The organism is Paenibacillus glycanilyticus NBRC 16618 (assembly GCF_004000805.1).
GTDB classification, from domain to species: domain Bacteria; phylum Bacillota; class Bacilli; order Paenibacillales; family Paenibacillaceae; genus Pristimantibacillus; species Pristimantibacillus glycanilyticus.
On sequence record NZ_BILY01000001.1, the window covers coordinates 239,083 to 264,649 of the forward strand.

The 25,567-nt window shown below is 46.0% G+C and carries 23 protein-coding genes and 1 pseudogene; 4 read left to right on the forward strand and 20 right to left on the reverse strand.

The features are described 5' to 3' along the window. Nucleotides 1-89: 89 nt before the first annotated feature. The 4 genes from PGL01S_RS00885 to PGL01S_RS00900 form a co-directional block, all read right to left on the reverse strand. Nucleotides 90-1,682 carry an extracellular solute-binding protein gene (locus PGL01S_RS00885; protein WP_127490683.1) on the reverse strand — a complete coding sequence of 531 codons (1,593 nt, stop codon included), beginning with the start codon at nt 1,680-1,682 and terminating at the stop codon, nt 90-92. 65 nt (nt 1,683-1,747) lie between these two features. Then, on the reverse strand, nt 1,748-2,629 hold the full coding sequence (locus PGL01S_RS00890) for a carbohydrate ABC transporter permease (RefSeq protein WP_127490684.1): 882 nt from the start codon (nt 2,627-2,629) through the stop codon (nt 1,748-1,750). Between the two features lie 15 nt (nt 2,630-2,644). Continuing rightward, complete coding sequence (locus tag PGL01S_RS00895; RefSeq protein ID WP_127490685.1) at nt 2,645-3,628, reverse strand: ABC transporter permease; 984 nt, start codon at nt 3,626-3,628, stop codon at nt 2,645-2,647. A 224-nt stretch (nt 3,629-3,852) separates the two neighbouring features. Next, nucleotides 3,853-4,698: an AraC family transcriptional regulator gene (locus PGL01S_RS00900; protein WP_127490686.1), complete on the reverse strand. Its 846-nt coding sequence runs from the start codon at nt 4,696-4,698 to the stop codon at nt 3,853-3,855. 171 nt (nt 4,699-4,869) lie between these two features. Here PGL01S_RS00900 and PGL01S_RS00905 point away from each other — a divergent pair, with 171 nt between their 5' ends. Further along, nucleotides 4,870-7,140 carry a glycoside hydrolase family 127 protein gene (locus PGL01S_RS00905; RefSeq protein ID WP_127490687.1) on the forward strand — a complete coding sequence of 757 codons (2,271 nt, stop codon included), beginning with the start codon at nt 4,870-4,872 and terminating at the stop codon, nt 7,138-7,140. A gap of 414 nt (nt 7,141-7,554) precedes the next feature. On the opposite strand, the gene PGL01S_RS00915 is transcribed toward PGL01S_RS00905, so the two are convergent. Continuing rightward, nucleotides 7,555-8,622 carry an alpha/beta hydrolase gene (locus PGL01S_RS00915; RefSeq protein ID WP_127490688.1) on the reverse strand — a complete coding sequence of 356 codons (1,068 nt, stop codon included), beginning with the start codon at nt 8,620-8,622 and terminating at the stop codon, nt 7,555-7,557. Between the two features lie 311 nt (nt 8,623-8,933). On the opposite strand from PGL01S_RS00915, the gene PGL01S_RS00920 reads away from it, so the two are divergent. Continuing rightward, the gene (locus tag PGL01S_RS00920) at nt 8,934-9,695 is read left to right on the forward strand and encodes an SDR family oxidoreductase (RefSeq protein WP_127490689.1); all 762 of its coding nucleotides are present in this window, start codon (nt 8,934-8,936) and stop codon (nt 9,693-9,695) included. A gap of 54 nt (nt 9,696-9,749) precedes the next feature. On the opposite strand, the pseudogene PGL01S_RS00925 reads toward PGL01S_RS00920, so the two are convergent. Next, nucleotides 9,750-9,836: pseudogene (locus PGL01S_RS00925) on the reverse strand (sigma factor-like helix-turn-helix DNA-binding protein); the annotation flags it as partial. 199 nt (nt 9,837-10,035) lie between these two features. After that, on the reverse strand, nt 10,036-10,860 hold the full coding sequence (locus PGL01S_RS00930) for a sugar phosphate isomerase/epimerase family protein (protein WP_127490690.1): 825 nt from the start codon (nt 10,858-10,860) through the stop codon (nt 10,036-10,038). 53 nt (nt 10,861-10,913) lie between these two features. Here PGL01S_RS00930 and PGL01S_RS00935 point away from each other — a divergent pair, with 53 nt between their 5' ends. Next, nucleotides 10,914-11,696, forward strand: coding sequence for a helix-turn-helix transcriptional regulator (locus PGL01S_RS00935; protein ID WP_174806510.1), 783 nt, complete (start codon nt 10,914-10,916; stop codon nt 11,694-11,696). 94 nt (nt 11,697-11,790) lie between these two features. On the opposite strand, the gene PGL01S_RS00940 is transcribed toward PGL01S_RS00935, so the two are convergent. The 5 genes from PGL01S_RS00940 to PGL01S_RS00960 all read right to left on the reverse strand — a co-directional run bounded on the left by PGL01S_RS00940 (nt 11,791) and on the right by PGL01S_RS00960 (nt 15,894). Next, the gene (locus tag PGL01S_RS00940; RefSeq protein ID WP_127490692.1) at nt 11,791-13,161 is read right to left on the reverse strand and encodes an ABC transporter substrate-binding protein; all 1,371 of its coding nucleotides are present in this window, start codon (nt 13,159-13,161) and stop codon (nt 11,791-11,793) included. A gap of 291 nt (nt 13,162-13,452) precedes the next feature. After that, a complete protein-coding gene (locus PGL01S_RS00945) occupies nt 13,453-14,193 on the reverse strand; it encodes an S-layer homology domain-containing protein (RefSeq protein ID WP_127490693.1) in 741 nt (246 codons plus the stop codon). A gap of 424 nt (nt 14,194-14,617) precedes the next feature. Beyond that, nucleotides 14,618-15,157, reverse strand: a complete 540-nt coding sequence (gene sigK / locus PGL01S_RS00950; protein ID WP_127490694.1) for an RNA polymerase sporulation sigma factor SigK — start codon at nt 15,155-15,157, stop codon at nt 14,618-14,620. Between the two features lie 47 nt (nt 15,158-15,204). Beyond that, nucleotides 15,205-15,480: a restriction endonuclease gene (locus tag PGL01S_RS31415; protein ID WP_127490695.1), complete on the reverse strand. Its 276-nt coding sequence runs from the start codon at nt 15,478-15,480 to the stop codon at nt 15,205-15,207. A gap of 90 nt (nt 15,481-15,570) precedes the next feature. Next, nucleotides 15,571-15,894: a hypothetical protein gene (locus PGL01S_RS00960; RefSeq protein ID WP_127490696.1), complete on the reverse strand. Its 324-nt coding sequence runs from the start codon at nt 15,892-15,894 to the stop codon at nt 15,571-15,573. A 934-nt stretch (nt 15,895-16,828) separates the two neighbouring features. On the opposite strand from PGL01S_RS00960, the gene PGL01S_RS00965 reads away from it, so the two are divergent. Next, on the forward strand, nt 16,829-18,202 hold the full coding sequence (locus PGL01S_RS00965; protein ID WP_127490697.1) for a DUF3238 domain-containing protein: 1,374 nt from the start codon (nt 16,829-16,831) through the stop codon (nt 18,200-18,202). A gap of 459 nt (nt 18,203-18,661) precedes the next feature. On the opposite strand, the gene sigK (PGL01S_RS00970) is transcribed toward PGL01S_RS00965, so the two are convergent. The 8 genes from sigK (PGL01S_RS00970) to PGL01S_RS01000 form a co-directional block, all read right to left on the reverse strand. After that, nucleotides 18,662-19,216: an RNA polymerase sporulation sigma factor SigK gene (gene sigK / locus PGL01S_RS00970; protein WP_127490768.1), complete on the reverse strand. Its 555-nt coding sequence runs from the start codon at nt 19,214-19,216 to the stop codon at nt 18,662-18,664. After that, nucleotides 19,210-20,055, reverse strand: a complete 846-nt coding sequence (locus PGL01S_RS00975) for a sugar phosphate isomerase/epimerase family protein (protein ID WP_127490698.1) — start codon at nt 20,053-20,055, stop codon at nt 19,210-19,212. The genes sigK (PGL01S_RS00970) and PGL01S_RS00975 overlap by 7 nt, the downstream gene beginning before the upstream one ends. Before the next feature lie 36 nt (nt 20,056-20,091). Further along, nucleotides 20,092-21,225 (reverse strand): glycoside hydrolase family 88 protein, encoded by a 1,134-nt coding sequence (locus PGL01S_RS00980; protein ID WP_127490699.1) that lies wholly within the window; start codon nt 21,223-21,225, stop codon nt 20,092-20,094. 99 nt (nt 21,226-21,324) lie between these two features. Then, the gene (locus PGL01S_RS00985; RefSeq protein WP_127490700.1) at nt 21,325-22,158 is read right to left on the reverse strand and encodes an AraC family transcriptional regulator; all 834 of its coding nucleotides are present in this window, start codon (nt 22,156-22,158) and stop codon (nt 21,325-21,327) included. A gap of 100 nt (nt 22,159-22,258) precedes the next feature. Continuing rightward, the gene (locus tag PGL01S_RS00990; protein WP_127490701.1) at nt 22,259-23,260 is read right to left on the reverse strand and encodes a hydroxyacid dehydrogenase; all 1,002 of its coding nucleotides are present in this window, start codon (nt 23,258-23,260) and stop codon (nt 22,259-22,261) included. Nucleotides 23,261-23,489: 229 nt separating this feature from the next. Next, nucleotides 23,490-23,660: a hypothetical protein gene (locus PGL01S_RS30710; RefSeq protein ID WP_164775335.1), complete on the reverse strand. Its 171-nt coding sequence runs from the start codon at nt 23,658-23,660 to the stop codon at nt 23,490-23,492. Continuing rightward, nucleotides 23,626-24,666 (reverse strand): Gfo/Idh/MocA family protein, encoded by a 1,041-nt coding sequence (locus tag PGL01S_RS00995; RefSeq protein ID WP_127490702.1) that lies wholly within the window; start codon nt 24,664-24,666, stop codon nt 23,626-23,628. Before PGL01S_RS00995 ends, PGL01S_RS30710 begins: the two co-directional genes overlap by 35 nt. Nucleotides 24,667-24,691: 25 nt before the next feature. Further along, complete coding sequence (locus tag PGL01S_RS01000; protein WP_127490703.1) at nt 24,692-25,501, reverse strand: sugar phosphate isomerase/epimerase family protein; 810 nt, start codon at nt 25,499-25,501, stop codon at nt 24,692-24,694. Nucleotides 25,502-25,567: the final 66 nt, after the last annotated feature.

Sequence of the window (25,567 nt, forward strand, 5' to 3'; positions counted from 1 at the left end):
CTAGAGTCGCATTGCCCCCGAAACGATCAATCGCAAATCAGCATGCAAAGTCCGGCGGTAACGCACCCGCGCTACTACCGGACTTTGTCTTATTTATTAAACAGGTCCTTCTTCTTCTGATAGGTTTGGTTTGCCCAATCCACCAAGCGGTCCAGACCGATCTTCTCCGCGTTTTTCACCATGGTCTCGTAGTTTGCCACGGCTTCTTCTTCCGATTTCGCCAAATAAATTTTGACCTTCTCGTTTTTAATCATTTCATCGATCTTCGTTTTAATCGTCTTCTCTTCCGAATCCGGCTGCAATTGAATCAAGCCAAGCTCCGGTTTGTATACCGTAAACTCTTTTTTCTCCATCAGGGCTTTCGTCTTCTGGGCCCCCGGTACATAGCTCAGCATTCCTTCCGTTACGCCATCGTTGTACAAGTACCACCATTTGATACCGTTGGTGTTCACGAAATCGGCATCGGACGGATCATATTTCAAATTCGGATAGCCCTCGTCGTTCCAAGTCCAATGCTCGCCTTCAACGCCAAACATCGTTAATTTCTTTCCTTCGTCGCTCGCGAGGTATTGAAGGAATTTGATCGAAGCCTCGGGATCCTTGTTTTTCTTCGTAATAAACGTGCCTGCGAAGCCTAGTCCCGAGCTGACGGCCTTCGCATTTTTCGAAATGGCGCTAGGCAGCATTTGGAACGTATAGGATCCGCCCGCGTTTTTGACCTTGATATTATCCATGTCGGCTATGCTGACCGTATGGCTATGCGCAAATGCCTTTCCGCTGGTTGCATACTGATCGTCGATCTGATCGTTCGTATAAGCGAAGTTCTCCGCCAGAATATCCCCTTCGCGGTAAAGACGGTTCATGAATTTGAAAAATTCCAGCATTTCCGGCTGCCTTATCGCATAATCTACTTTTCCATCCCGCTCGTACCAGCCGTCCAGAAGACCCTCGACTCCGAACTGCTGCAGGAAATATTGCTCAATCCAATCCTTATCCATGATCAAGGGAACCATGTCCGGATATTTTTGTTTAACCATGCCGAGAACCTTTACAAAGTTATCGATGGTGTCAATCGGCGGATTTCCCAGCTCCTTCAGAATATCTTCGCGCACCGCGATACCCGGATTTCCGTCACTTCCCAGCGAATATTTGTTCTGAGCCATTTCCTCCTGGGTTGCGAAGGAATTGCGCACGGTGTAGAAGTTGCCGTCATCCATCGTGTGGATCGCGATTCTTGTCGGATCGATCTTAAAGTCCGGCGCATATTTCTCGATTAGTTCATTCCATGGATAGGAAAGCTTCGAATCGGACATCCGGTCGATGTTGGCATACGTAAAGACCAGATCCGGAAGATCGCCGGATGCGATCATCAGCGGAAGCTGCTTGTCATCCGTAGCGACCGTTACTTTTAGCTTGATTCCCGTCTTTTCGGTAATTTTCTCGGCAACGGATCCCTTCCATTCTTTTACCGGATACCACGAGGCATCGATAAACAAGGACAGCTCCTTCACTTCGTTGTTTTTTGCGGGCGGTTCCGAGGATGTTTCAGACGGATTTGCGGCACCCGCGTTTTCCTTCTGGCCGTCATTGTTGTTATTGCCGCCGCATGCGGACATCAGCGCTATCGTCATCATAAGGATGAGCGATAGGAGCAGAGCCTTCTTCCCTTTGTTTCTGTTCAAAGTAACCCCTCCAACAAGTGATGTTTATATTAAAGCAAACGCTTTAATATCATGCCAATTAAAAATCAGCCCTTCACGGAACCCAGCATAATTCCTTGAATGAAAAATCTTTGAAGAAACGGATAGACGCATACGATAGGCGCGATTGAGATAACCATGGCCGCTACCTGAAGCGAATAGCTGGTGACGCCCGCCGAGGCACTGTTTGCAACCGCTATAGCATCCATCGGAGCATTGCTCTTATTAATAACCTCCATCATCCGGAAGGCTAGCGTCCGCAGACCTTCAGACTGCACGAAGTACGCGGAATCGAGCCAGGAGTTCCATTGACCAACTCCCAGGAATAGCGACATGGTTGCGATCAGCGGCATCGAGACGGGCAGCATGATCCGGTAGAAAATAACAAGCTCGCCGGCCCCGTCCATATGAGCCGATTCTTTTAATTCGCTCGGAATTTCCCGAAAGAACGAGATGGCTATGAGAAGAAAAAACGTGCTCAGTATGGAAGGAATGACATAGACGCCAAACGTGTTCAGTAGTCCCACGGAGCGCAGAACGACGTAATACGGAATCAAACCGCCGGAAAAGTACATCGCGAAAATAATGACCGTGAAGTAACTTTTGCGGAAAAGCAGATCCCGGTGCGAAAGCCCATACGCGACCAAGCAGGTAAAAAGGACGCCTAGGGCGGTTCCTGCAAGCGTTCTCATAATCGTGACCAAAAATGCGCGGTACCAGTGGGGATCATCCAAGAACCTCGCGTAATTTTCAAAGGTGAAGGTTCTCGGCCATAGATAAACGCCACCAAGAAGCGAATCGGTTCCTTTATTGAAGGATAGAATCAGAACGTAATAAAACGGATAAAGCATGGATAACGTCAGAATGGCTAGTAGCGCATAAACCAAGACATCCATGAAACGGTCTTTTTGTTTCTGGCTGAGCTGCATGCCGGCTCCCCTTTCCTAGAATAGACTTGAACCCGAAGTGCGTTTGGCAATGTAGTTGCTGGAGAAAATCAGAATGACGGAAATGACGGATTGAATCAAATCGATCGCTGCCGCATAAGAGAATCTCCCGTCTCTTAATCCCACCTTGAACGCATAGGTTTGAACGATCTCCGAGGTTGGATTGTTGATGCTGTTGCCGAACAGGAAAGCCTGCTCGAAGTTGGAGCCAACCAACCCTCCGCCCAGAATGCTTCCGATTGTCAGAATAAGCACGACCACGATCGTTCCTTTCATTCCGGGGAATGTTATATGTCGAATTCGAGCCAAGCGGCCCGCTCCGTCGATCTGCGCGGCTTCGTACAGCGACGGGTTAATGCCCGCTATAGCGGCCAGGAAGATAATCGTCCACCAACCCATTTCCTTCCAGACGGCGCTTCCCGTCGCGAAGCCCCAGAAGTAATTGGGATTGGTCAGTACGTCGAGCGGTTTGTCGATCAAGCCAAGTCCTAAAAGTGCCTTATTGACCATCCCGACATCCGTAGACAGGAATGCGAAAGCGATCCCCGCGACGACAACCCACGAAATGAAATGGGGCAAATAGCTGACCGTTTGAACAAAACGCTTAAATTGTGCATTTTTCACTTCGCTCAATAGAATGGCAAGCAATATGGGAGCCGGAAAAGCGAAAAAGACTTTCAAAAGACTTAAGACCAGCGTATTTCGAACAATCATCCCGAACTGGTAGTCGTTAAAGAATTCCTTGAAATGCTTCAACCCCACCCATTCGCTCGTAAAAATGCCCTTAATTCCGGTTGAGATGGAATACTGCTTAAATGCCATTAGAATGCCGAACATCGGCGTATAGGCAAAGACGAGCAAAAAAATCATGCCTAGCCCAACGAACAGGTGCAGCGTTTTTTGCTTTTTAAACCGCTTCCATAACTGTGCTCGTGCTTCTGTTTTTCCCGTAGTTCCCGTTACCCGAGTACCCAACTCCATAACTGCGCCTCCTTTGTTTCAGTGTACTCGCCGGGACCAAGCCGTCGAAAGCCAACATTCTTAAGAAAGCGTTGTCATTTTTTAAGATCGCTTTTTTCAGACTGATAAACTAGCAGATTCTTAGAACTAACAAAAAAGACAATCCACCCTATAAAGTGGATTGTCTTAATAACGTCCAGCATTGTCACCAGCCGCGGTCGGCCGCGTCACTCTATCGCTTCGATTTATCTGTAAAATAGAAGCCGGTTGGCATAGGCATTGCGATAGTCCGTTGGGGTTAATCCCGCCATCCTCTTGAAGCTATGCATGAACTGATGACTATCCGGGTAACCAAGCTGCTGCGATATCTCTTTAATACTCTGATTGGTATCGGCCAAAAGCGATTTGGCTGCATCCATCTTCTCCTGAAGCATAAATTGCTTCAGTGGAACTCCTGCAATCTCAGAAAAAAGAGAGGACAAATACTTGGCATTATATCCAAAATGCTCAGCCAATTGGCCGACCTTCAAACTCTCCTGCCGATTCCACTTGATATAATCCACAAGGTCGTTATAAAGCTGCTGCTGCTTTAACTTTTTGCCCGATTGGTTCTGAATGAAATAAAGCTGATTATACAACTCGCATAAGATCCCGGTAGTCAAATAATTGTTGAGTGTCTGCTCCCGGTAGCTGCGGACGGAATCCTGCAGCTGCTTGAGCAATACGATCAATTTATCCTGACTTCTGAGCGTCCCTTTCTCCGGAATCCATACCTTCCCCGGCTCATAGCCCGGATCATTATCTTCGAGTTGATATCCGTCCTGAACCGCAAAATGAAGCCAATAAAAGCTGCAGTCAGACTCCCTGTAACCGGCTTGCTCAGCTCCCGGCGGCATGAGCAGAAAGTCTCCCTCGTTCAGAATATGGCGCTCGTTGTCCTTGGCTATATATAAAGTGCCTCTGGTTTGAATAAACAGCTCAAATTCGTGCAGCATGCGGTGCATGTGCCTCCACTCCGGAGTTGGTGCCACAAATTTCCCGGTCATTACCAGGGTTACCGGCCGATCTACACGGAAGCTGAAGCTGGTCATGAAACACCACCCTTTCTGCCCTTTTTACACCTCATTGTAGAATAAATCAAACAAATCGGATAGATCCCTTCGAATTAACTTCCTTTTTGACACATAATCAAACCTTACGCCATTTACCGGGACCGCCTGCTAGTAATAAGCTTTTATCATATTCGCGAGAGGATGATGTTCATGAAGGCATTAACAGGCAGTACGGCTTTGAACCATTTTGAGCTGAACCGGGTGAAGTTGTACAGTGAATACCAAACGAACGCCTTTCAGAAAGAATTGGATTATTTGCGCAGCTATGACGTGGACCGGCTGATTGCCGGATTCAGGGAGACTAGCGGCCTGCAGCCAAAAGCAGACAAGTATCCCGGCTGGGAGAATACCGAAATTCGCGGGCATACGTTAGGTCATTACTTAACCGCCGTATCCCAAGCCTATGCTCAAACGCAGGATTCCGAGCTGCTGGAGAAACTGAAATACCTGGTTGCGGAGCTGGCTGAAGCTCAGCAGGAGAGCGGTTATTTATCCGCTTTTCCCGAGACGTTGTTTGACAATGTGGAGAACCGAAAACCGGCGTGGGTTCCTTGGTATACCATGCACAAAATCATTGCCGGGCTAGTTGCCATCTATCAAGCGACCAAGCTGCAGCAAGCTTATGAGGTTGTCAGCCGCTTAGGCGATTGGGTCGCGGACCGTGCCTGTTCTTGGTCGGAGGAGCTTCAGGCTACCGTTCTGGCGGTCGAATACGGCGGCATGAACGACTGCATGTATGATCTGTACAAGCTCACAGGCAACAGCCTTCATCTGGAGGCCGCTCACAAGTTTGACGAGATCAGCTTGTTCGAAGCGCTTCGGGAAGGAAGGGATGTACTCAAAGGCAAGCATGCCAATACCATGATTCCGAAGTTTATCGGTGCCTTGAACCGTTATTTAACGCTTGGCGAAAGCGAGCGCGGCTACCTGGAAGCGGCGGTTAACTTCTGGGATACGGTCGTCTATCATCACAGCTATATCACTGGCGGCAACAGCGAATGCGAGCATTTCGGAGAACCGGATATTCTGGACAGTAAGCGCTCAGACGTAACCTGCGAAACCTGTAACAGCTATAATATGCTGAAGCTGACGAAAGAGCTGTTCAAGCTCACGCAAAACAGCAAATACGCCGATTTTTACGAGAAAACGTATATCAATGCCATCCTTTCTTCGCAAAATCCGGAGACCGGCATGACGATGTATTTCCAGCCGATGGCCACTGGTTACTTCAAAGTTTACAGCTCGCCCTTTGAACACTTTTGGTGTTGTACGGGTACGGGAATGGAGAGCTTTACCAAGCTGAATGACAGCATCTACTTCCATTTGGACCATAATCTTTATGTCAATCAATTCTACAGCAGCAGACTGGATTGGACGGAGCAGCACACTGTTGTCACGCAGACGACTTCGCTGCCGCATAGTGACCTTGTCCATTTGACGGTAAGCACAGGCACTCCGAAACGGCTTGCTATTCATATTCGTATCCCTCATTGGGCTGCTGGAGAAGTCGAGATCGTGCTTAATGGAGAAGCCGTTATTGCTTCTGTTCAGCAGCAGTATGTCGTTCTTGACTGGACCTGGAAGGATGGGGATACAATAGAAGCTCGTATCCCCATGAAGGTTACTTTCTCGTCTCTGCCGGATGCTCCTCATGTCATTGGCCTGCAATACGGTCCTGTCGTTCTAAGCGCAGCGCTTGGCAAGGAAGATATGGTGGAATCAAGAACCGGGGTTATCGTTAACATCGCGACAAGAAGGATAGCGGTTAAGGATTATATCGTACCTCGAGGGATGAGCGTCAAGGAATGGCTTGCCCAATTCGACAAGCATGTCGTACGTCTTGGGAATGAACTGGCCTTCTCGCTGAGAAACACCGATATGGATGAACGGTTAATTTTCACCCCGCACTATCTGCAGCACCGGGAAAGATACGGCATTTATTGGAGCCTCCTGGATCATGAATCCGAGGAATTGCGGCAGCATACGGAGGCCGTGGACCGGGAACGCAGGTTAAGAGAGGCAACAATTGATTCCGTGCAGGTTGGTAATGATCAATATGAATTGGAGCATCAGGTTGAGGGCGAGCGCACGCATGGCGGTACGTGGGAAGGATTAAACGGAAGGATGGCGGAAGCCGGAGGATGGTTCAGCTATCAATTGAAGATCCAGCCGGATGCAGCGTTAGCGGTTACCTTTAACCGCATGCATACGAACAGAAGCTTTGACATTTACGTCGACGACAAGCTGCTGGCAACCGAGAGCTTCCCTGACGTATGGAAGAGAAGCTTCTATGAAAGGCTGTTTGAGCTTCCCGATGCTTTAACAGCTGGCAAAACATCCGTAACCGTTAAGTTTGTGCCGAACGGGAAAATAAACGGCATTTATGGCGTCCTAAGGACAATCAAACATTCGGCTGATTAAAAAACAGATGGGACGCTTCCGGCTTAGGCCGGAGGCGTCCCTTTGCTTTTACTTATAAAAATAATTGTACAAGCGTTGCATCAACACGGCCGTTTCCGCCCTCGTCGTCCACGCTTTCGGATTGATGCTCTGATTCGACCCGTTCACCCAATTGCACGGCCTGCCTGGCATATGCAAATTCGCTGCGAGAGGTTGTTTAAACCTTCAACCGGCTTGATCGCATTGGGTTCGTTATTTAATAAATAATCGTAAAAGAGGGCGTTCTGCAATCGATAATCGCTGGCTAGAATTTTGGAATAATCTTCGATGGAGGATAGCAAGGTTTGAAGATTGTTTTTGATGAGCACAAGCTCCCGGGATGAACTTTAAAAAAGAAAGCCGGCAAATGACCAGCTTTCTCCCGGAACCTTGGTTCTAAAGCGTCTTTCTAACATCCGATTCTGCATACTCTTCGCTATTTCCAAATATCAGGCGGCTAAAGTTGTAGGCACCGTTATTCCAAACATTAAAATCGTGAAAACCGTCCTTAATCACAACTTGATAAAAAGGACCAAGATGATTTCCCGCATGTTCTGTAAGCCCCTCTATCGATTTCGCATAGCTCGTAATGGCAACGCCATCGGCATCTCCACAAGTCATATACAGCAGCTGGAGCTTATGATCCGATGATCTCAGGCTTGCTCCAAGAACGCTGCCTTCACTCGATGTGGGAGCATTCGAGAAAGCACCGACATAAGCGAACAAATCTATCATGCCTGGCGCCGGCACCGTCTTATCCAGCCCGTTGTTCCAGGAACTTTCGGTTCCCGTGAATCGCGTCGAGTCGTATCTGTAACCGCCGACAATCAGATTCAGAGCCTGCATTCCACCCATCGAAAGTCCGGCGATCGCCCGATGCGCGCGATTAAATAGGATTCCCTCAGGGGATGTGTCCGTTATGTTCGCGTAAGTATTGTAATTGTATTCTATAAACGGAATCAAATCGTGTCTCAGCTCGTAATCGAAGTAATAGAACCCCAGCATATTGGTTCCTTCGGTCGTAAAGGATGCGTCCGTCCAGTCATGGGCGCTTCTTCCGTTGGGGAATACGACGATCAGCGGTTCAATATCTCCCTTAGCAATGAGATTGTCGAATAAGTTGCAAAGGATAAATCGCTCGTCAACCTGACCGTTGCTGCTTAACCATTCGAATTGACTCCCGCCAACGCCGTGAAGCAAATACATGACATTGTATCTGGTGTCCTTGTCGCTCGAATCATAACCCGCTGGCAGGTAAACATTGCATCTTTTCCAGATGGCATCGCCTGCAACGGTTTCTCTCCCCGCTTCGCTGACCGGGATGTTCTCCTTGGCGACAAGCTGCCGGGATATATCAATATAGCTGCTTGCCTCGTAGGAAACCTCTTGAATCGTACCTTGAAGCTCTGGCTTCACTGAGTTAAAATATTCAGCCGGTACGGCAGTTACATTCCTATTTCTCATCGTTCATGATCGCCCCTTCGGTCGCTTGGTAATAGGTTAATAGTATCATGACGATAAAGAGCGACGTAACCTTACAAATTATATATTCACTTGCAATTATTTAACTGAGATATGCATCGCCACCGTGATTAACATAGGAGTAATTAAACAACCAAGAGCCGTTCAACCGGCAAAAAAAAATTCTTTACCGATCGTTCTCAATAAGATATGATGAATTCAAGTCTATTGGGAATGATCATTCTAAAATAGACGTCGAATATGGCTAAACTCAATTTGATTCACCAAATAAACAGGAGAAGGAGCAAATTAACATGACTGCAAACCAAAGCAATCTCGAAGGGAAAGTCGCTTTCATTACTGGAGGAAACCGGGGCATCGGCCTGGAGACGGCACGCGGATTAGGCAAGCTCGGCGCTCATGTCGTCATCGGTTCGCGCGATGGAGAGAGAGGAAAGGTCGCGGCAGCAGCGCTGCAGGCAGAAGGCATCCAAGCGGAAAGCATGAAATTCGATGTGCTGCTGGCTGACGATCGTCAAGCCGCATATGCTTTCTTTGAACAAAAGTACGGAAAGCTCGATATCCTGATTAACAATGCCGGGGTGCAAAAGGAAGTGGAGCATCTTGTACCCATGAACGAAACCAGCAGCGTAACGCCGGATACCCTGCGTGAAACGTTCGAGGCGAATTTCTTCACCCTGGTTGAACTGACGCAATTGCTTCTTCCGTTGATCCGCAAATCGCCCGCTGGCAGAATCGTCAATTTGTCCAGCGTTCTGGGTTCCCTTACGCTGCATTCCAATCCGGAAGCCCCGATCTACAACATGAAGGTGTTCGCGTACGACACGTCCAAGGCAGCCGTAAATATGTTTACGATTCATCTGGCGCACGAACTCCGGGACACCCCGATTAAAGTCAACTCTGCTCATCCAGGCTGGGTGAAGACCGATATCGGCGGCCAATACGCCGAATTAGACGCTGCGGAAGGCAGCAAAACAAGCGTAATGCTGGCTTCGCTGCCTGTTGACGGGCCAACCGGCCAGTTCTTCTTCATGAATAACCAGCTCCCTTGGTAATCCTTTCGTAAAATGAGAACCGCGCGATATATTCGCGCGGTTCTCCTAGGGATTTTATGTCTTACAAAACTCATGGTACAGCTTCGTCAAAGCCCGCTTCTCAATCCGTGACACGTAACTGCGACTAATGCCCAGCTCCCTTTCCGGTCAAGATCAAATCCTCGAGATCTTCCCTTGCCTTCCAGATTTATTGAATTCATTTAAGTAGCCTGTCTAATTATAGATTTTTCACCTTAGCGATTATAGGGCTTTATTGAAAGTAATTGAAGTCATCTAAATCTAAACCTATCATGAAAGAAATAATAAAAACCGGTCGCAACAACCGGCTGCCCGTACATGATTACAACCAGGGTATATTCTGTTCTGCTAATAATAGTTTGATCGCTCTTGAAGCAACAATGAATAATTCCGGCTTGCTAAGCCCTTCCAGTCTCCCAGCGGCCTGCAGATGTGGTTCCAGAGACAGATATCCGCCATATCCTTTTTGCTTCAATGCTTGTAAAAGCTGCCTCAACTGTCCGTCTCCTTCACCGGATGGAACAACTGAACCAGTCTCCATGACAGCGTCTTTAATATGAATATAGGAGATATATTCATCCAACAACGGATAGGCTTCAGTTACTGGACTCACCTTACATTGCACGAAATTTGCCGGATCAAAGGCAGCGCGTAAATAAGGCGATGATATGGCTTGTAATAAATCCCGGCACCGTTCGCCGTTGTCCCCATAAATATGGCTTTCATTTTCATGTAGTAAAACGATACCTGCTCTCTCCGCCAATTGTACAAGACTTTGCATGCGCGAGAGAACTTCCGAACGGTAGCGATCATGTTCACCGTCAGGAATATAAAACGAAAAAACACGGATATAGGAAACCTGAAAAAACGATGCAAGCCATATTGCCTTCCTTGCCTCTTCAAGATGCCGATCAAAATTGTCGGTTATTTTAATTTTACCTAATGGAGAGCCTATGGAAGATACCTGAAATCCCCTGTCCTCTAATATTCCTTTTACTTTTACGGCTTCATCATCAGTGAGCTGTAATACATTTTTCCCCCAAACACTTCGCAGCTCTAGATGATGGATTTGTTCCGATTCGAGGACATCCAGCTGAATATCCAATTCTGATGAGATTTCATCAGCAAAGCCTGTTAATGTAATCATAACAATCTCCCTTTGCATGTAATCTATATATGCTGTATAGGAGGCGAACTCTATTGGACCTAGAACACCATCCCTATCTTGTTCCTAATATCTTTTTGTTTGTAGATCGAAGATGTTATCCTGATTGGACCATACAAAAGGCTAGAATCAGCTTTCACGATCTCACCTTTGTTATCGAAGGAAAGGCTAATTACTATATTGACGGCAAGAAATTCACCGCTGAAGCAGGCGATCTCGTCTATGTTCCCAGCGGCAGTGTTCGGGAAGCTCATACCTTTAAAGATTCTCCTATGCATTCCTATCCTTTTAACTTCTACTGGGCAGATCCTCATAATCATATTCATATGCCTTTTCAGGGGTTGACGAAAAAGGTTATCACGAAAGAGATCCTAAGCTATCTGCGTGAATTTAACCATGTGTGGATGAACAAGCAGCCTTATTACCATATTCAGGCACGGGCACTATTCGAATTGATCATCCACCGTCTGTTAACCAGCTTCCACCGAAATTTACCAACCTCTTTTGATCCCCGAATAAAGAAGCTTATAGAATATTTAACGGAACATTACTCGGATCATATAGCTATTAATGAGATAGCAGAAGGTTTAAGACTGCATCCTGTATACTTCGGAAAGCTATTCAAGCAGAATACCGGGATGTCTTTCAAGGAATATGTCAACCGCATCCGGATCAATAACGCAGAAATGATGCTTTCTTCCGGTGATTTCACCGTTAAGGAAGCCGCAGAGCGCTGCGGCATCCAAGATATCTATTATTTCAGCAAAGTATTTAAAGAAATAAAAGGATATCCTCCATCCGCCGCCAAAATAAAATGATCTTCGTATTTCAACGGCAAAGCAGATGAAAGAGAGAGGTCCCCATTGCTGCAATGGGGACCTGCCCTTGTCGTTCAAAGTGCCGTTACTTCTTCTACACTTCATCAATAGACGACTGAAATTGCTCTTTGTATTTGTCAATTACCGTAGATACGGATACACCCTTCAGAATTTCATCGACCATTTCATAGTAAGGCATATTCGGATAGCCACCCTTTCCGTCAACCCTATTAATCGTTTCTCCTGCTGTCTTGGCGTTATCGATATCATCTTCATTGTTAAATAACGTCTCCAGCGTGGCCTGCTTCGGATAATCGTAAATGGAATCGATATCATTGATTTTCTCATAGATATAGACCAACTGCTCAGGATGCTCTATTACACTCGGAATGGTCATGTAGTTCGGAATCGTCAAATGCGAGTGATAGGCCACCGCGCTAGGTCCTTTAGGAAATGGCAGGAATCCGATATCCATATCCGGCATATCCTTTTTGAAGCCATCCATCTCATAATCGCTTCCCGCGTACATCAATGTGTTGCCTTGACGGAAAAACTGCCCAGGTTCCGTCCAGTCTCCGCCTTCAGTAGGTCTAGCGATATTTTCCGTAGCAAGCTTGGAGATGAACTCCAGCGTTTCCTTTGTTTTCGGGTCCTCCAAATTCTGTTTATCACCAGTGACCAGATTGGCGTCATTGGAAGCCAGCGCCTGCACCAGAATATTGGCTGTAGCAACCCCCCATGTATCCAGCTTACCGTTATTGTCCGTATCTTTGTTAGCTTCTTTGGCAGCCTGGATGAAAGTATCCCAGTTCCAGTTATCATCCTTCACATAATCCTGCAGCGGCTTCATGCCTAATTTATTCATCAGAGTACGGTTATAAAAAATACCTGACGATGCGCCGTTAATTCCGGAGCGGAATCCATAGCCTCTGCCCTCATACTGCGAATAATCGTTTGTATATTGCTGAATAAATACCTTGTCATTCTTCGTATATTCGTCTACAGGAGAGAACAGCTCCTGCTTAACAAGTGATGGAATCATCCACGGTCTAGCCATCCGGATAATGTCGCCGATCGGTTCTCCGGCAAGCAGCGAGGCTGTAACCTTACTGGAGTATTCTGCATAGTCAACTGTGACATATTCAATCTTGAAATTATGCTTTTTCATTAGTTCATCCAGATTCTGCTTTCGCTTGATATTATCCGGATTATCTTCCTTGATGGATTCGTCATACCAGGAAACCCATTTAATCGTTCGACCGCCCATGTCGAAATCCATCTCAGGTGTTCCGGTATCATCCTGAATAGCAGCAGGAGTTGCATCATTGGCTTCCGATTCCGAAGAAGCAGGCGTACTGACGACTCCTGCATTGTTGTTCTTGTTACTGCCGCCGTTGCTGCTGCATCCAGCGGCTAATAACAGAATTAGAATCAACGACATAAGAAGCGAATTCCTTTTCCACATCTAATATCCCCCCTATGTTTTGGCTGTCTCTTCTGAAGTACAGCGCTTACATTAAGAAATGTTATCTGCTTTCCGTCAAACAAACCATGGAGAATCTAAACTTGATTTGTAAGTTTCAAACATTAATTCTATAAAGAGAGAGAATGCAGACTTGAATCCATAGAAAAGAAAAGCGTAACAATGGACGTAATTCCGGATTATTTTTCACCCTGTCTAACTCGAATAAGAAATGATAGTTAATTACCTACAAAAAAATGGCAGCCACGATTGGCTGCCATTCCAGTTACTATCTTATTTTGTTCCTGGTATTTGTGGACTTGTTGACGATGGTGATCGTTTTGAATTTGTTTCTGATTCTACATCTGGTTGTGGCGATGGTGCAGGATGTGCCTTGACGTATTCGAGTACATTGTAAATTTGTTCCGCTGCCTCTGCACGAGTGATTTCAGCTTTAGGATGGAAGTTCCCTTGTTCATCTAGTTTCACTACGTTATAAGCAAGCGCTCGCTGGATGGATCCATCATAATCAATGGTTAAATCCTTGTTATCGTTAATCTCGACGGGAACAAGCTTAAGCTTTGGAAGATTATTGTGCGCTTCAATCGTGCTAATAAGCAGGTGAGTGAATTCTTCACGCGTCCATTTCTTATTAGGATCAAGATCCGCCGGCAGTACGACTCCATTAACGCTAGCTGTAATTAAGGCATTCGCATACCATGCATCGTTGTCTGCGTTTTTGAAATAATCTGTTGCTTTAGGTTCTACAAGGAATCTCACTAAATCTAGATTCAGATTAGCGGCATTAACAATAAGCTGAATACCTTGTGCCGCAGTGATGATGTCATTAGGGGCAAATAGGTTGTCCGAAATACCTTGGACTAAGCCTTTTTCTTGTAAGGCAATAATCTTATCCTTTGCAGCAATATTCGTTAAATCCGAGAAAGGATTGGCAGCTGCAAAGCTAGGAACTGCAAAGGTTAATGATAATGCGGTAACCGTGGAAAGAATAATCGTTTTGGTTTTTGTTTTCATTTCTTTCACCCCGTGAGTTTTTAGTTTTTAAGATTTAAACCTATTAAATCCACCCTTACATTAGTAATACAATCGAAGAGCCTATTATTTTTCACACTGAAAAAATTTGGGACGATAAATTAAAAGAAAACATTGTTCATTGTTCTTCCTATCTGTATGTTCGTCTACCGATAGGGCAACCTTCCACGGTAATGGGATTTATGTCACAAGTGTTTTTGCTAGTTTAGAAAAACCGGCTTTAAGATCGAATGTTGTAGCTTGTACATGTTTTATCACCTTCCCGTACTCTCCCAGCAGGGGAAAATACCATATAAACAAAAAGCCATCCTCCATTGAGAAGATGGCTTAAAATAAAGATCATTATGTTCCGTTAGAATAGCGGAATTATTCCCTGCCTATTTTCAAAGCTCAACAATACTCCGATTCACTTCTTCGCCTTATAAAACTCATGATACAGCTTCATCAACGCCCTCTTCTCAATTCGTGACACATAGCTCCGGCTAATCCCCAATTCCTTCGCGATCTCCCGTTGCGTCCGCTCATCCCCACCATGATCCAGGCCAAACCGGCCACGGATCACTTCCTGCTCCCGCTCGTCGAGGATATCGAGATTGCGGTAGATCTTGCTTTTCTCAATTTTTAGCTGTACCCGATCCACAACATCATCGGCTTCCGTACCGAGGATGTCGATCAGCGTAATTTCGTTCCCCTCTTTGTCCGTGCCAATCGGGTCATGCAGAGAGACGTCCTTGCGAGTCTTCTTCAAAGACCGTAAATGCATAAGTATTTCATTCTCAATACAACGGGCAGCGAATGTCGCCAGCTTCGTTCCTTTGCCAGTCTGAAAGCTCTCGATCGCTTTAATCAGTCCGATCGTTCCGATCGAGATCAGATCCTCGAGATCTTCTCCGGTGTTATCGAATTTTTTGACAATATGAACACAATCCGATGTAAATACTGTCAATCAAAAAATGGGGAAACATCAGCAGCTTCGATGTTTCCCCATCAAAATTACTTATTAAAAATAATTTTTGCTTGTACTCCCTGCTCCTCTAACATATGCAATAACACTCGTCCATCGATTAATTCAATAGGCTTATCCTTAGCAAAACTTCGTGCATCAGGACCGTAAGTTGAAGTTGTAACCAAAATACCTTTAGCTGTTTGATGAAAATAAAGAATTAGACTGGATTTGTGGATTTGATGCTGTTTTTCAGGTGAAAAATCGTTAGATTTTAAAAAATAAGTTTTAGACTGATCACATAAAAAGAAACAGCAGCGAGCCAAGACTTGAAAATAAAGTCTTAGACTGCTGCTGTCTCATTCAACTAACGTTCCCCGTAGCGTAAGACAACGGGACAATCGCCATTTTTTTAATTAATTTAATATTGTTACTTCTATTTCCTCTAATTGGTATTTTTGATCTGGCATTTCATTTATCCAAAATTCTATCTGCTTCCCTCGATTTTTTTCTAGCTCAATCGCATTTATTATCTCTTTTTCATCTTCTTTGTTCTTTTTATAAATGATCGTTCTCTTCGTAATATAGAAAAAATCCCCACTAATTAGATTAAATTCTCTGTATTCTTTAAAATTTTCTGTCGAAGGATACGCCTTTATTACTGTAACAGTAAAACTGCTATCCTTCTGTTTTACAACACTGAGCAACTCACCAGTGAATTTAGTAAATTTATTATTCACTACATGTTCGTTTTTTAAAGCACAACCACAACATAAACAAAAAATATTGGAACTATGCTGCCCGTTAGGTTAACAAAAAAAGCAACCGATGAAGTGCCTGCTGCTGTCGAGTTAATTTGAACTAATGTCTCCCGTTAGAGTATCCGCCTTGCGGTGCTATTTTATTTCTACTTTTTTTAAATTGCAATCTGTTCATCCTATGCTCGTTCAAAAATTGTTCACATTTATAGATTTGAACGCAATTAAACTTACGGTAATTATCATCTCGGTTTGCGGTGTGGTTTTATTTTTTCTCAAACGCCTTGTTAAATCTATATTTTACACACAAAAAAACCGCAATATAAATTGCGGTTTAATATCATTCACTCTTTTATTTTCATTTTATATACACATAAGAACATTGTAAAATTCAAAAAAAAAACAAAAATACAACTTGAATAATATCCCAATATAATCTACCATTCATCTTGCAGTTATTACAAAAGATGGTTTGATTGACTTGAAGAGTAGTATTAAGAAAATCTTTGCTGCAGTTATCTTTAGAAAATGCAATACTTCTTTAACCAATCGTATGCAAGATCTATTGCGTAGAAAATTACGGAAGAGGCGATGCTTAATAGAGTAAAAGAGACATTAAAGAAAATGAAAACTGATGCTAGTAAGATATGATAAACAAAGTAGAGCGTCCTTGGATAGCGTGATCTCTTCGCTAAGTATGTGGCTAATAAAGAAGCCAAAGTACCATATACCAATACAGTTGGTCCAATAAACATGTATAGCCAAGGAATATTTGAAAGTATCAGGCTTTTCGGTGAAGATGCTAGAACGGAAACAATCACTGTGATAAATAATGATGAGCAAAACGCAACTATTAGTTTCTTTTTAATCATTTTGTTTATCTCCTTATGCATCATATTGAGAGAGGACATGTTGAATGAAAAACAAAGTAATAACTATTTTAACGACTGCATGCTTAGCTGTCACCTTTATCGCGTCAGAAAGCACATATGCCTCATCAGTTACTGAAACACATGAAAGCACTGAACAGTCTCAGGAATTAATTTTGGGAACAGAGAATATCATTTCTGACATTGATAGTATTACTTTAGATTGGAACAATTCTGGTGATTACTATAAACTTTACAATGAGAATGAATTGATTTATGAAGGTGAAGTTTCACAATTTACTCACAATAATCTGACACCTAAGCATGTTTATAAGTACGTCCTTGAGTCTTACTCTAAAGACTCGAAATTAATTGATTCAATGCATATTAAAACGTCAACACTCTCTAATCCCCCAACAATACAAAAAGCTAGAGCTCAAACTGAAACTGAAATACTTGCTGATAAAATGAGTAATTTGCAAACAGAAACAATTATTAAAAAAGATAAGATAGTATTTGACTGGGATGATATTGAAGGAGTTAACGAATATATAGTAAAGAAGAATGACGTTACTATAGGGTCAATAAGTCAAAGTTATTTTGTTGATACTAATATTAATGTAAATGAAAAATATAAATATACATTTGTCGGTAAAAGAAAACTTAGTGAAGAAGTAATTCAAAACCAAATTGTTCAAATGGGAGAAAGTTACGAGCAACTTTCAGACTCTGAAAAAGAACGTTTAGAGTACCAAACCTTTGAGGTAAGCAAAACTATTGATTCTGTTAATGAATCTCTAAATGTTAGTGCACGCGCCGCTGCTAGTGGGGATATTTGGGTATTACGTTACAATACATTTATTGCTGATGCCTTTGTTAAACCGCCTGTACAGAATCCTTCAGGTTGGGTTGATCCAGTTTGGTTTAATGGTAACAACAGAAGTTGGGATTTTAACGCGACAGATAATTCAAAGACTAGCTCTGATAGTATAATTAGTTTCGTCAATGCAACCCCCTCAACATTGCTGTTTAAAAAAGTCGGTCCTACATTAATTTACACAAAGAAAGACAACGGTAATTATGTATATCAAGATCGCGACCAAGCATCAGATACAGGAATTAAGATGACTAATATCAGTATTTCACCTGGTTATGTTGGTTTTAAATTGATTCATGATGTTTCAATAGCATATAAATATGCTTGGTTATTTTCAGCGCCTTCAATCAATGTAGATATCTCTGGTGATTTTTATAGAGATGGTTCATGGAAAATAGCGGGATATCATGATAGTGCTCCGAATCATGAAGTATATCTACAAAAGAACTACGGTACAGTGGAGACAATTCACCGTGATACAATTACAAGTTTTTGGGCACTAGCTCCACCTACAACTGATGTTTTCTTCTCTGCTGAGAACTAATTCTACACAGGATATAACAGTGCCTCTATAATAACTCTATGTTTCTTAACTTAATTATTAACATACTTCTTGATATACAAACAGTTCTAACATTTATAGACCCCCTTATGATTAAGCGTAAAATAGCCCACACCTGGTCATTCGGATGTGGGCTTTGCTATGCTTACGTTAGCTCTTAAAGACGCGGCAGGTCAGCGGAATCTTAGGTGAACACGGCATGAGATTGTCCAGCCCCAGCTTCGTTTTATGTACTTATTTTATTCCCTAATTACTTGTCTTTCACAAATCCTGCAAACCCCAATCCGTCCCCAATTACCGAAATTAGGTACTTTTCCACTGATGATCATTTTTCCTAAAATAAAGAAAAACCCTTGATGCACAAGGGTCCTGAGTGATTTTATTATGGTGGAGCCAAGGGGGATCGAACCCCTGACCTCATCGCTATCAGCGATAAGCACTTCACTTCTTCGCCTTATAAAACTCATGATAAAGCTTCATCAACGCCCTCTTCTCAATTCGTGACACATAGCTCCGGCTAATGCCCAGCTCCTTCGCGATTTCCCGCTGTGTACGCTCATCCCCACCATGATCCAGGCCGAACCGGCCGCGGATCACCTCCTGCTCCCGTTCATCGAGAATATCGAGATTGCGGTAGATCTTGCTTTTCTCAATCTTCAACTGCACCCGGTCCACGACATCATCGGCTTCCGTGCCGAGGATGTCGATCAGCGTAATCTCGTTCCCCTCTTTGTCCGTACCTATCGGGTCATGCAAGGATACGTCCTTGCGCGTTTTCTTCAGCGAACGCAAATGCATAAGTATTTCATTCTCAATACAACGAGCAGCGAATGTCGCCAGCTTCGTTCCTTTACCGGTCTGAAAGCTCTCAATCGCTTTAATCAAGCCGATCGTTCCAATCGAGATCAGATCCTCGAGATCTTCCCCGGTGTTATCGAATTTTTTGACATTGTGAACACGATCCGATGTAATTGTGGGATGATAGTTGCCTATGATTCTTGGACTTCGATCATACTCTTCATAATCGACGAGTAGGACGCCAACACATCGTTCACATCCAAATTTAGCTGTTGCAGCTCCGGTCTCCACTTGGGCTCCCACTCCAGCGAGTAATAACCGTCGTAACCGTTAGCCTCCAACGTTTCTACAATGGAGCGAAGCGGCAGAGCTCCTTCGCCAATCAACGTATACTTCCACTCATGAATGCGTGGGTCTTCGAACGGAACCCCGTCCTTCATGTGAATATGAGCGCAATTGCGGCCGAACAGGCGAACCGTTTCCTCCGGCGCTTCTCCGAACTCGAAAGGATGTATGATGTCGTATATAATATGGCAGTTGTCACGATCGATTTCGTTCAGCAGCTGCCGCAGTACTTGCCCGGTGGAAAATTCATTGTGCGTCTCGATCCATACTTCGACGCCGCGTTCCGACGCGTAATCGCATCCCTCCCGCAAATATCGGACAATTTGCTGCCGCTTGATCGGCTGCTCCCCGGCATCCTTGAAGCGCAAGTAGTTACCAAGCATGACGCGTACGCCCTTCGCATCCAGCGCCTGGGCAAGCTCGATATTCCGCTTTAATTCCGCTAGCCGCTCGGCGCCGTTCGACTCCACCCCGTTGAAGATTACTCGCGTGCCAATATTCGTCACGATAATGCCGGCTTTGCGAAATTTCTCCGCCGCCCGCCGCAATTCTTCCTCGGTGGAATCGATGGTGACGACATATCGGGCATCCTCTTTGAGCTCAATGCCTGTAAATCCGTACTTCTTGCAGCTTTCAATTAATTGCTCTACGCTCCATCCTTCGCAAGGAAGGGTGCTAAAGGACAGTTTCATAATGGACAAGCCCCCGTTCAATATGCGTCTTATCAATTACCAATAAATAACGGTTTGGCCCTGCAGACGGGCCACCGCTTCCGCAAAATAAAAGTCGCCGTAAATGAGGGAAGATCGGATGCCGGAGTCATGCGGCTTATGAGATGTCGCTTCCTTAAGCAACCCTTCATGCCCAGGTTCGTCTTTCGTCGAATAGATGCTGTACAAGTTGTTCACCATCCGAGTGGCCAGATCCTTGTAATAGACGCTCTCAGCTTCATCCATATGGCTCGCCATTTCAAGCAGGCTCGCGGCAGTTACGGCTGCGGCCGAAGTATCCCGCGGCTCTCCGCTCTTGTCACCCCGGAAAGTAAAGTCCCACATCGGTATAAGATCTTCTTCTAAGCGCTCGATGTACACATCCGCGCAACGTTGCGCGATTTCCAGATAACGCTTATCGCCCGTATACCTATATGCATGCGTGTAGCCGCCGATCGCCCAGGCTTGTCCCCGCGACCAGCAAGACTCGTCGGCGTACCCTTGGAACGTGCGGCCGCCGATTGGATCACCTGTCTCCGGGTTGAACAAATACGTATGGAACGTCGTGAAATTCGGGCGAACGATTGTGGTCGAGCAAGTATCCGCTTGCGCAATGGCAATATCCCTGTAGCGGGAATCCCCCGTTTCCTCGGCTGCCCAGAACAGCAGAGGCAAGTTGTACATGCAATCGATAATAAGACGTCCCCGGTTCTCTTCGCTGAACGGGTCTCCCGGCGTCCATACGTTCCAAGCCTGCAGGAATCGTCCCTTCTCATTAAAGCGATCGGCGAGAGTGTTCGCCGCGTCAATGCCGATTCGGCGCGATTCGGCATTCCGCGTCAGCTTATAGTCGGCGACAGCAGATAAGCTGAACAGGAAACCCAGATCATGATCCGTAGTATGACGATCATCGTATAGCCGCTTCACGAAGCGGTGTTTTGAACGTCTGGCATTTTCGATAAACGATTGGTCGCCGGACATCTCATAGCACAAATAATTCAGCCCCGTCCAGAAGCCCCCTACCCAGAAGCAATTGTCAACAAAATTGTAGCTGTCCTCGTCAGCGCAATGGGGCAGCTTGTCCCCGAATTTACTTGCGTTTGCTTTTGTTTTATCCAGAATAAATTGCCGTATCTCTTGCAATGGAATCATATGAATCCCTCCCTACAGCCATATTAACGGAACTGCCGCTGCAAAAAATGCAGTATTTTAAGAAGTTATTTGCGTTTTTTATGGCAGGAAGTACCGAGATCAACGGCCTTGCTTCCGGTATTTCAACGGACTAACGCCCGTGGCTTTCTTGAACATTCGCGTGAAATGGCTGACATTGTTGAAGCCGATCTCGAAGCATATTTCCATAACGCTGAGGTCCGACATGCGCAGCAGATCAAGTGCCTTGCGTATGCGTATCTCGTTCACGTATTGGATGAACGGCTGCCCCATTAGCACCTTGAACATGTAGCTGAAGTAAGTTGGCGACATCGCCGCGCGTTGCGAAATCTCCTCCAGGTTCAGCTGCATCGCATAATGAGTCTCAATATATTGTACAGCTGCGAAGAACAGCTCCCTGTTCCTGAATGCGGAAGCGCCTTCAGGCTGCTCGTCGTTGCTTCTCTCTCTGAACAGCGTAACGAGCAGCCGAATGAGATCGGCTTTAATTAGGAGCTTGTAGCCGTCCTCCTTCTTCCGATGCTCTTCCTTCATGCTTGCAATCAACTGCTCAACGGAGCTCTGACTTTTGGCCGAAAGACGAAGCTTCGGAAACAGAGGAGCGTCGCGCAATATTTCGTCCTGGTCCACGACAAGCGGCATGAAGTCAATCTGTACCATCTCGAACCGCTCTTCCTGATACCGCTCGAAGCGGTGGGGGACGAAAGGCGGTATCGCCAGCATATCCCCCTTGGTCATTAAGTAAGCTTCGCGATTGACGTGATGGATGCAAGCGCCTCGCGTCAAATAACAAATCTGGAAATGTTCATGGGCGTGATCCACCTGATTAAGCGTCTCTTCATTGGGAAATGCAAGTTTGAATGGAAAATCGATTTCCATAAAATCTTTATAATAATAAATATCGTGAGTGCTCATTTCCTACGCTCCTTCGCCCGGCTGGCTTGCCTCGCGGCAAGTTGATCTGCCTGCCTCTATGCTAGCATTAGATCGAAGAGAGTTTCAATTCTTTGACATGTCAGGAGGTTGTCATACGAACAGCATAATCATAAGGAATAGCACTCCTTGGAGATTCGCCCTGCTGAATTTTTAGAACATCCGCCAGCAGTTCCAGTACGACCTTCTCTCTCATATCGAAGGTAGGACCGGCGATATGCGGCAGCAGCAGCGCGTTGTCCAGACTTCGGAACGGACTGTCTGTTGCAAGCGGCTCTACGGGATAGACATCAAGCACCGTCTGGAATCTGCCGCTCTGCAACTCCTTTAACAGCGCGTCATCGTCTACAAGTCCCGCCCTGGCCGTATTGACGAACAAAGCCCCTGCCTTAATGCTCGATAATAAGGAAGCCGTAATCATGCCTCTGTTCTCCTCGTTAAGCGCGGAATGCAACGAGATGACATCACAATGCTCAAAGATATATTCCTTGGGGACCCGGCGCGCGCCGATTCGGTCCGCTTCCTCATCCGGCATGTACTTGGAGTATACATACAGCTCGACGTCAAACCCTTGCAGCAGCTCCGCATAATATTGAGCGATTGCGCCGTATCCGACCAGCCCGACCTTCTTGCCGATCAGACCGGTGTTCCTATCCTGCTCCGGACGCCAGCCGCCTTGGCGTACAGCGTTGACGTAAGCTTCCGCCCTTCTCAGCCCCATGAGCGTATACATCAGACATCCTTCGGCTACGCTTCTGGCGTACAGATCGTTGCCGCTTAACACGGCAATTCCCCGCCCGTACTCTTCATGGCTGACGACACCCGCAACGGTTCCTCCTGTATGGGCATGAACCTTCAGACGATCCGCCTTCGCAAGCACATCCGCATCGACTCTCGGCGCACCCCAGCCGGAGAACAGCACGTCCACTCCGCCAATCATCTCCATGAGCTGCGCCTTGGTCAAAGCGAAAGAGCCTGTATCGTTAAAAACAACTTCTCCGTGTTTCTTCAGCTCGGCAATCGCCCGCGGTGTAAAGAAACTGTCCCTCGTCTCGCATTCTCCCATTGTCACAAGAAATTTCATGAGTACCTGCCTCCTTATTCGTGAGATAAGTATATCGTCCGCCCATGTACGGCTTCATGCACTTTTTTACGAAATGTTTTGCGTTTTTTACGCGTTGATAGAAGGAGTAACAACGCGTTACGAGCCGATGCCGCAGCAGTCAATATGCAATTTCCCAAGAACAAAAAGACCAAGACAGCCTACACTGGCTGCCTTGGTCTTTCTCGAGATTTTGATTCTTACGCAAGCCCTATCTGCCGAACGAATTCTCCATGTCGACCTTGACGTCTGCTTGCACTGTTTTCACGAAATTTGAGCCGTTGATTAATGAGTTCAGCTTGTCCTCGTAAGCATCGGCGTCAATCGGAACCTGTACGGCCGCTCTATTAAACGAGGACAGCATGATGCTGTTGGCGAGCATAACCGAATGAACGCCCTTCATGCCCGTATGCGGTCAACTCGCCTTCTCCCTCCAGAATACGGTTAAAGAACTTCTCGGCGACGACTTGATGCCCAGTCGGCTCCGTATTCATAATGGCCACTTCCGTACATGAGTTCTCCACCTGGCTGAAGCTTAAATTCGTTTCCCGCAAGAAGGTCAACATCGATTGACGGTTTCGATAGAACAGGAGTTTGTCATTCTCGTAGACCAGCTTGCCATTCTCGCCAACGATCTCGAAGCGGTTCGTCCCAGGCGATTCAGCCGTCGATACGATCAGATGGCCGATCATTCCCCCGTTATGTTCGAAATAGGCGGTTACTTCGTCCTCTACCTCGATAACGTGGTACTTGCCGATATGCGCATGGGCGCTGATCGTCTGCGGCATTCCGAACAACCATTGATACATATCCAGCGTATGCGGACATTGGTTCACCAGAATGCCGCCGCCTTCGCCAGCCCATGTCGCGCGCCAGCCGCCGCTGTTGTAATAAGCCTGGGAACGGAACATCGTCGTGTTGATCCAGGTAACGCGAACCAGTTTCCCTAACTCGCCGCCGTCCAATATGTCCTTTATTTTGCGGTAATGGGCAAGCGTGCGCTCCTGGAACATCAAGCCAAATTGCAAATTGGGCTGTATTTTCCTCGCCTCTTCATAAGCGTCCACCATGGTAACCGCATCGTTCACATGTACCGCAATCGGCTTCTCGCAAAGTACATGAATGCCTCTTCGGAACGCTTCGATAGCGACCTTCGGATGGTCATAATGCGGTACGGCTACAATGACCGCATCAAGCGCCGCATTCTCGAACATATCCCTATAATCCAAATAAGCCTCGGCGCCTGATTCCTTGGCGAAGAATGTTGTCCGCTGCTCGTCAATGTCGCTTACGCCTGCCAGTTCCACCCTGTCCATATCCTTCAAGTACAACAGATGCGTCTTCCCGATATTCCCAAGCCCAACCAAACCCACTCTTAATTTCTTCATTTCGGCTTCCTCCCCATTGATATTCTTATTGTCCAAGTACCTGCTTGATATAGCCGATGTAAGCGGGCAGCGATACTTCCGGTTCCTCCAAAGCCGGAACCCATTGCTTCTCGTATTCCAGCGAGAGCCAGCCCGAATAGCCGCCTTCTTTCAATAACGCAACAATTTCCGGTACCGGCACTTCGCCGTCACCGATCAGGCAGAGCTCCTTGCCTCCGTCTGTATGGCGGGCATCCTTCACATGCGTATGCTTGATGTAAGGAGCCAAATGACGGTAGGTATCCGACACTGATTCGCCGTGCATATACGGATGCTCGAAATCCCATAGCACGCCAACCGCTCCGCTCTGCACCCGGCCAAGCACGTCCAGAATAACCTTCTGTTTATTGAAATCGCCATGCGTCTCCAGCAGCACCTTGACCTGCTTGTCTTCCGCATAGCGCCCCAACTCCTCAAGTCCTTGCGCGACCATAGCAGCAACATCCTCATGCTGTGCTCCCGGCGGGACCAGATCGCCGAATACCCGGATATACGGCACCCCAAGACGGGCCGCAAGATCAATCGTATCCCGGCCTTCCGTAATGGCTTTGCCATATCGCTCTCCGTCGTGGAAGGCGCAGCCCGAATCGAGGCAGCAAATGGCAAGGCCTCTCTTCTTCAGATCGGCCATTGTCTCTTGGATGTTGCCAGGCAGAAAAGGACGTGCCTTGGGCAGATACATTTCTCCTTCTATGCCGCGTATTTCAATGCCGTCGTAGCCCATTCGCTGCGCCTCGGAGACAATGGTCTCCCAATTCCATGACGGACAAGCCAAAGTTTGAAATGCAATTTTCATCTTAAATACTGCCTCCTGCCGGCTGATTTCGTGTACGCTTTCATTGTACAATTGGGAGCAGGAAGC

Coding starts and splice junctions, on each gene's coding strand:
- PGL01S_RS00890 (WP_127490684.1), bottom strand. CDS start 2,629: ATGCAGCTCAGCCAGAAACAAAAAGACCGTTTCATGGATGTCTTGGTT.
- PGL01S_RS00895 (WP_127490685.1), bottom strand. CDS start 3,628: ATGGAGTTGGGTACTCGGGTAACGGGAACTACGGGAAAAACAGAAGCA.
- PGL01S_RS00900 (WP_127490686.1), bottom strand. CDS start 4,698: ATGACCAGCTTCAGCTTCCGTGTAGATCGGCCGGTAACCCTGGTAATG.
- PGL01S_RS00905 (WP_127490687.1), top strand. CDS start 4,870: ATGAAGGCATTAACAGGCAGTACGGCTTTGAACCATTTTGAGCTGAAC.
- PGL01S_RS00915 (WP_127490688.1), bottom strand. CDS start 8,622: ATGAGAAATAGGAATGTAACTGCCGTACCGGCTGAATATTTTAACTCA.
- PGL01S_RS00920 (WP_127490689.1), top strand. CDS start 8,934: ATGACTGCAAACCAAAGCAATCTCGAAGGGAAAGTCGCTTTCATTACT.
- PGL01S_RS00930 (WP_127490690.1), bottom strand. CDS start 10,860: ATGATTACATTAACAGGCTTTGCTGATGAAATCTCATCAGAATTGGAT.
- PGL01S_RS00940 (WP_127490692.1), bottom strand. CDS start 13,161: ATGTGGAAAAGGAATTCGCTTCTTATGTCGTTGATTCTAATTCTGTTA.
- PGL01S_RS00945 (WP_127490693.1), bottom strand. CDS start 14,193: ATGAAAACAAAAACCAAAACGATTATTCTTTCCACGGTTACCGCATTA.
- PGL01S_RS00965 (WP_127490697.1), top strand. CDS start 16,829: ATGAAAAACAAAGTAATAACTATTTTAACGACTGCATGCTTAGCTGTC.
- PGL01S_RS00975 (WP_127490698.1), bottom strand. CDS start 20,055: ATGAAACTGTCCTTTAGCACCCTTCCTTGCGAAGGATGGAGCGTAGAG.
- PGL01S_RS00980 (WP_127490699.1), bottom strand. CDS start 21,225: ATGATTCCATTGCAAGAGATACGGCAATTTATTCTGGATAAAACAAAA.
- PGL01S_RS00985 (WP_127490700.1), bottom strand. CDS start 22,158: ATGAGCACTCACGATATTTATTATTATAAAGATTTTATGGAAATCGAT.
- PGL01S_RS00990 (WP_127490701.1), bottom strand. CDS start 23,260: ATGAAATTTCTTGTGACAATGGGAGAATGCGAGACGAGGGACAGTTTC.
- PGL01S_RS30710 (WP_164775335.1), bottom strand. CDS start 23,660: ATGCTCGCCAACAGCATCATGCTGTCCTCGTTTAATAGAGCGGCCGTA.
- PGL01S_RS00995 (WP_127490702.1), bottom strand. CDS start 24,666: ATGAAGAAATTAAGAGTGGGTTTGGTTGGGCTTGGGAATATCGGGAAG.
- PGL01S_RS01000 (WP_127490703.1), bottom strand. CDS start 25,501: ATGAAAATTGCATTTCAAACTTTGGCTTGTCCGTCATGGAATTGGGAG.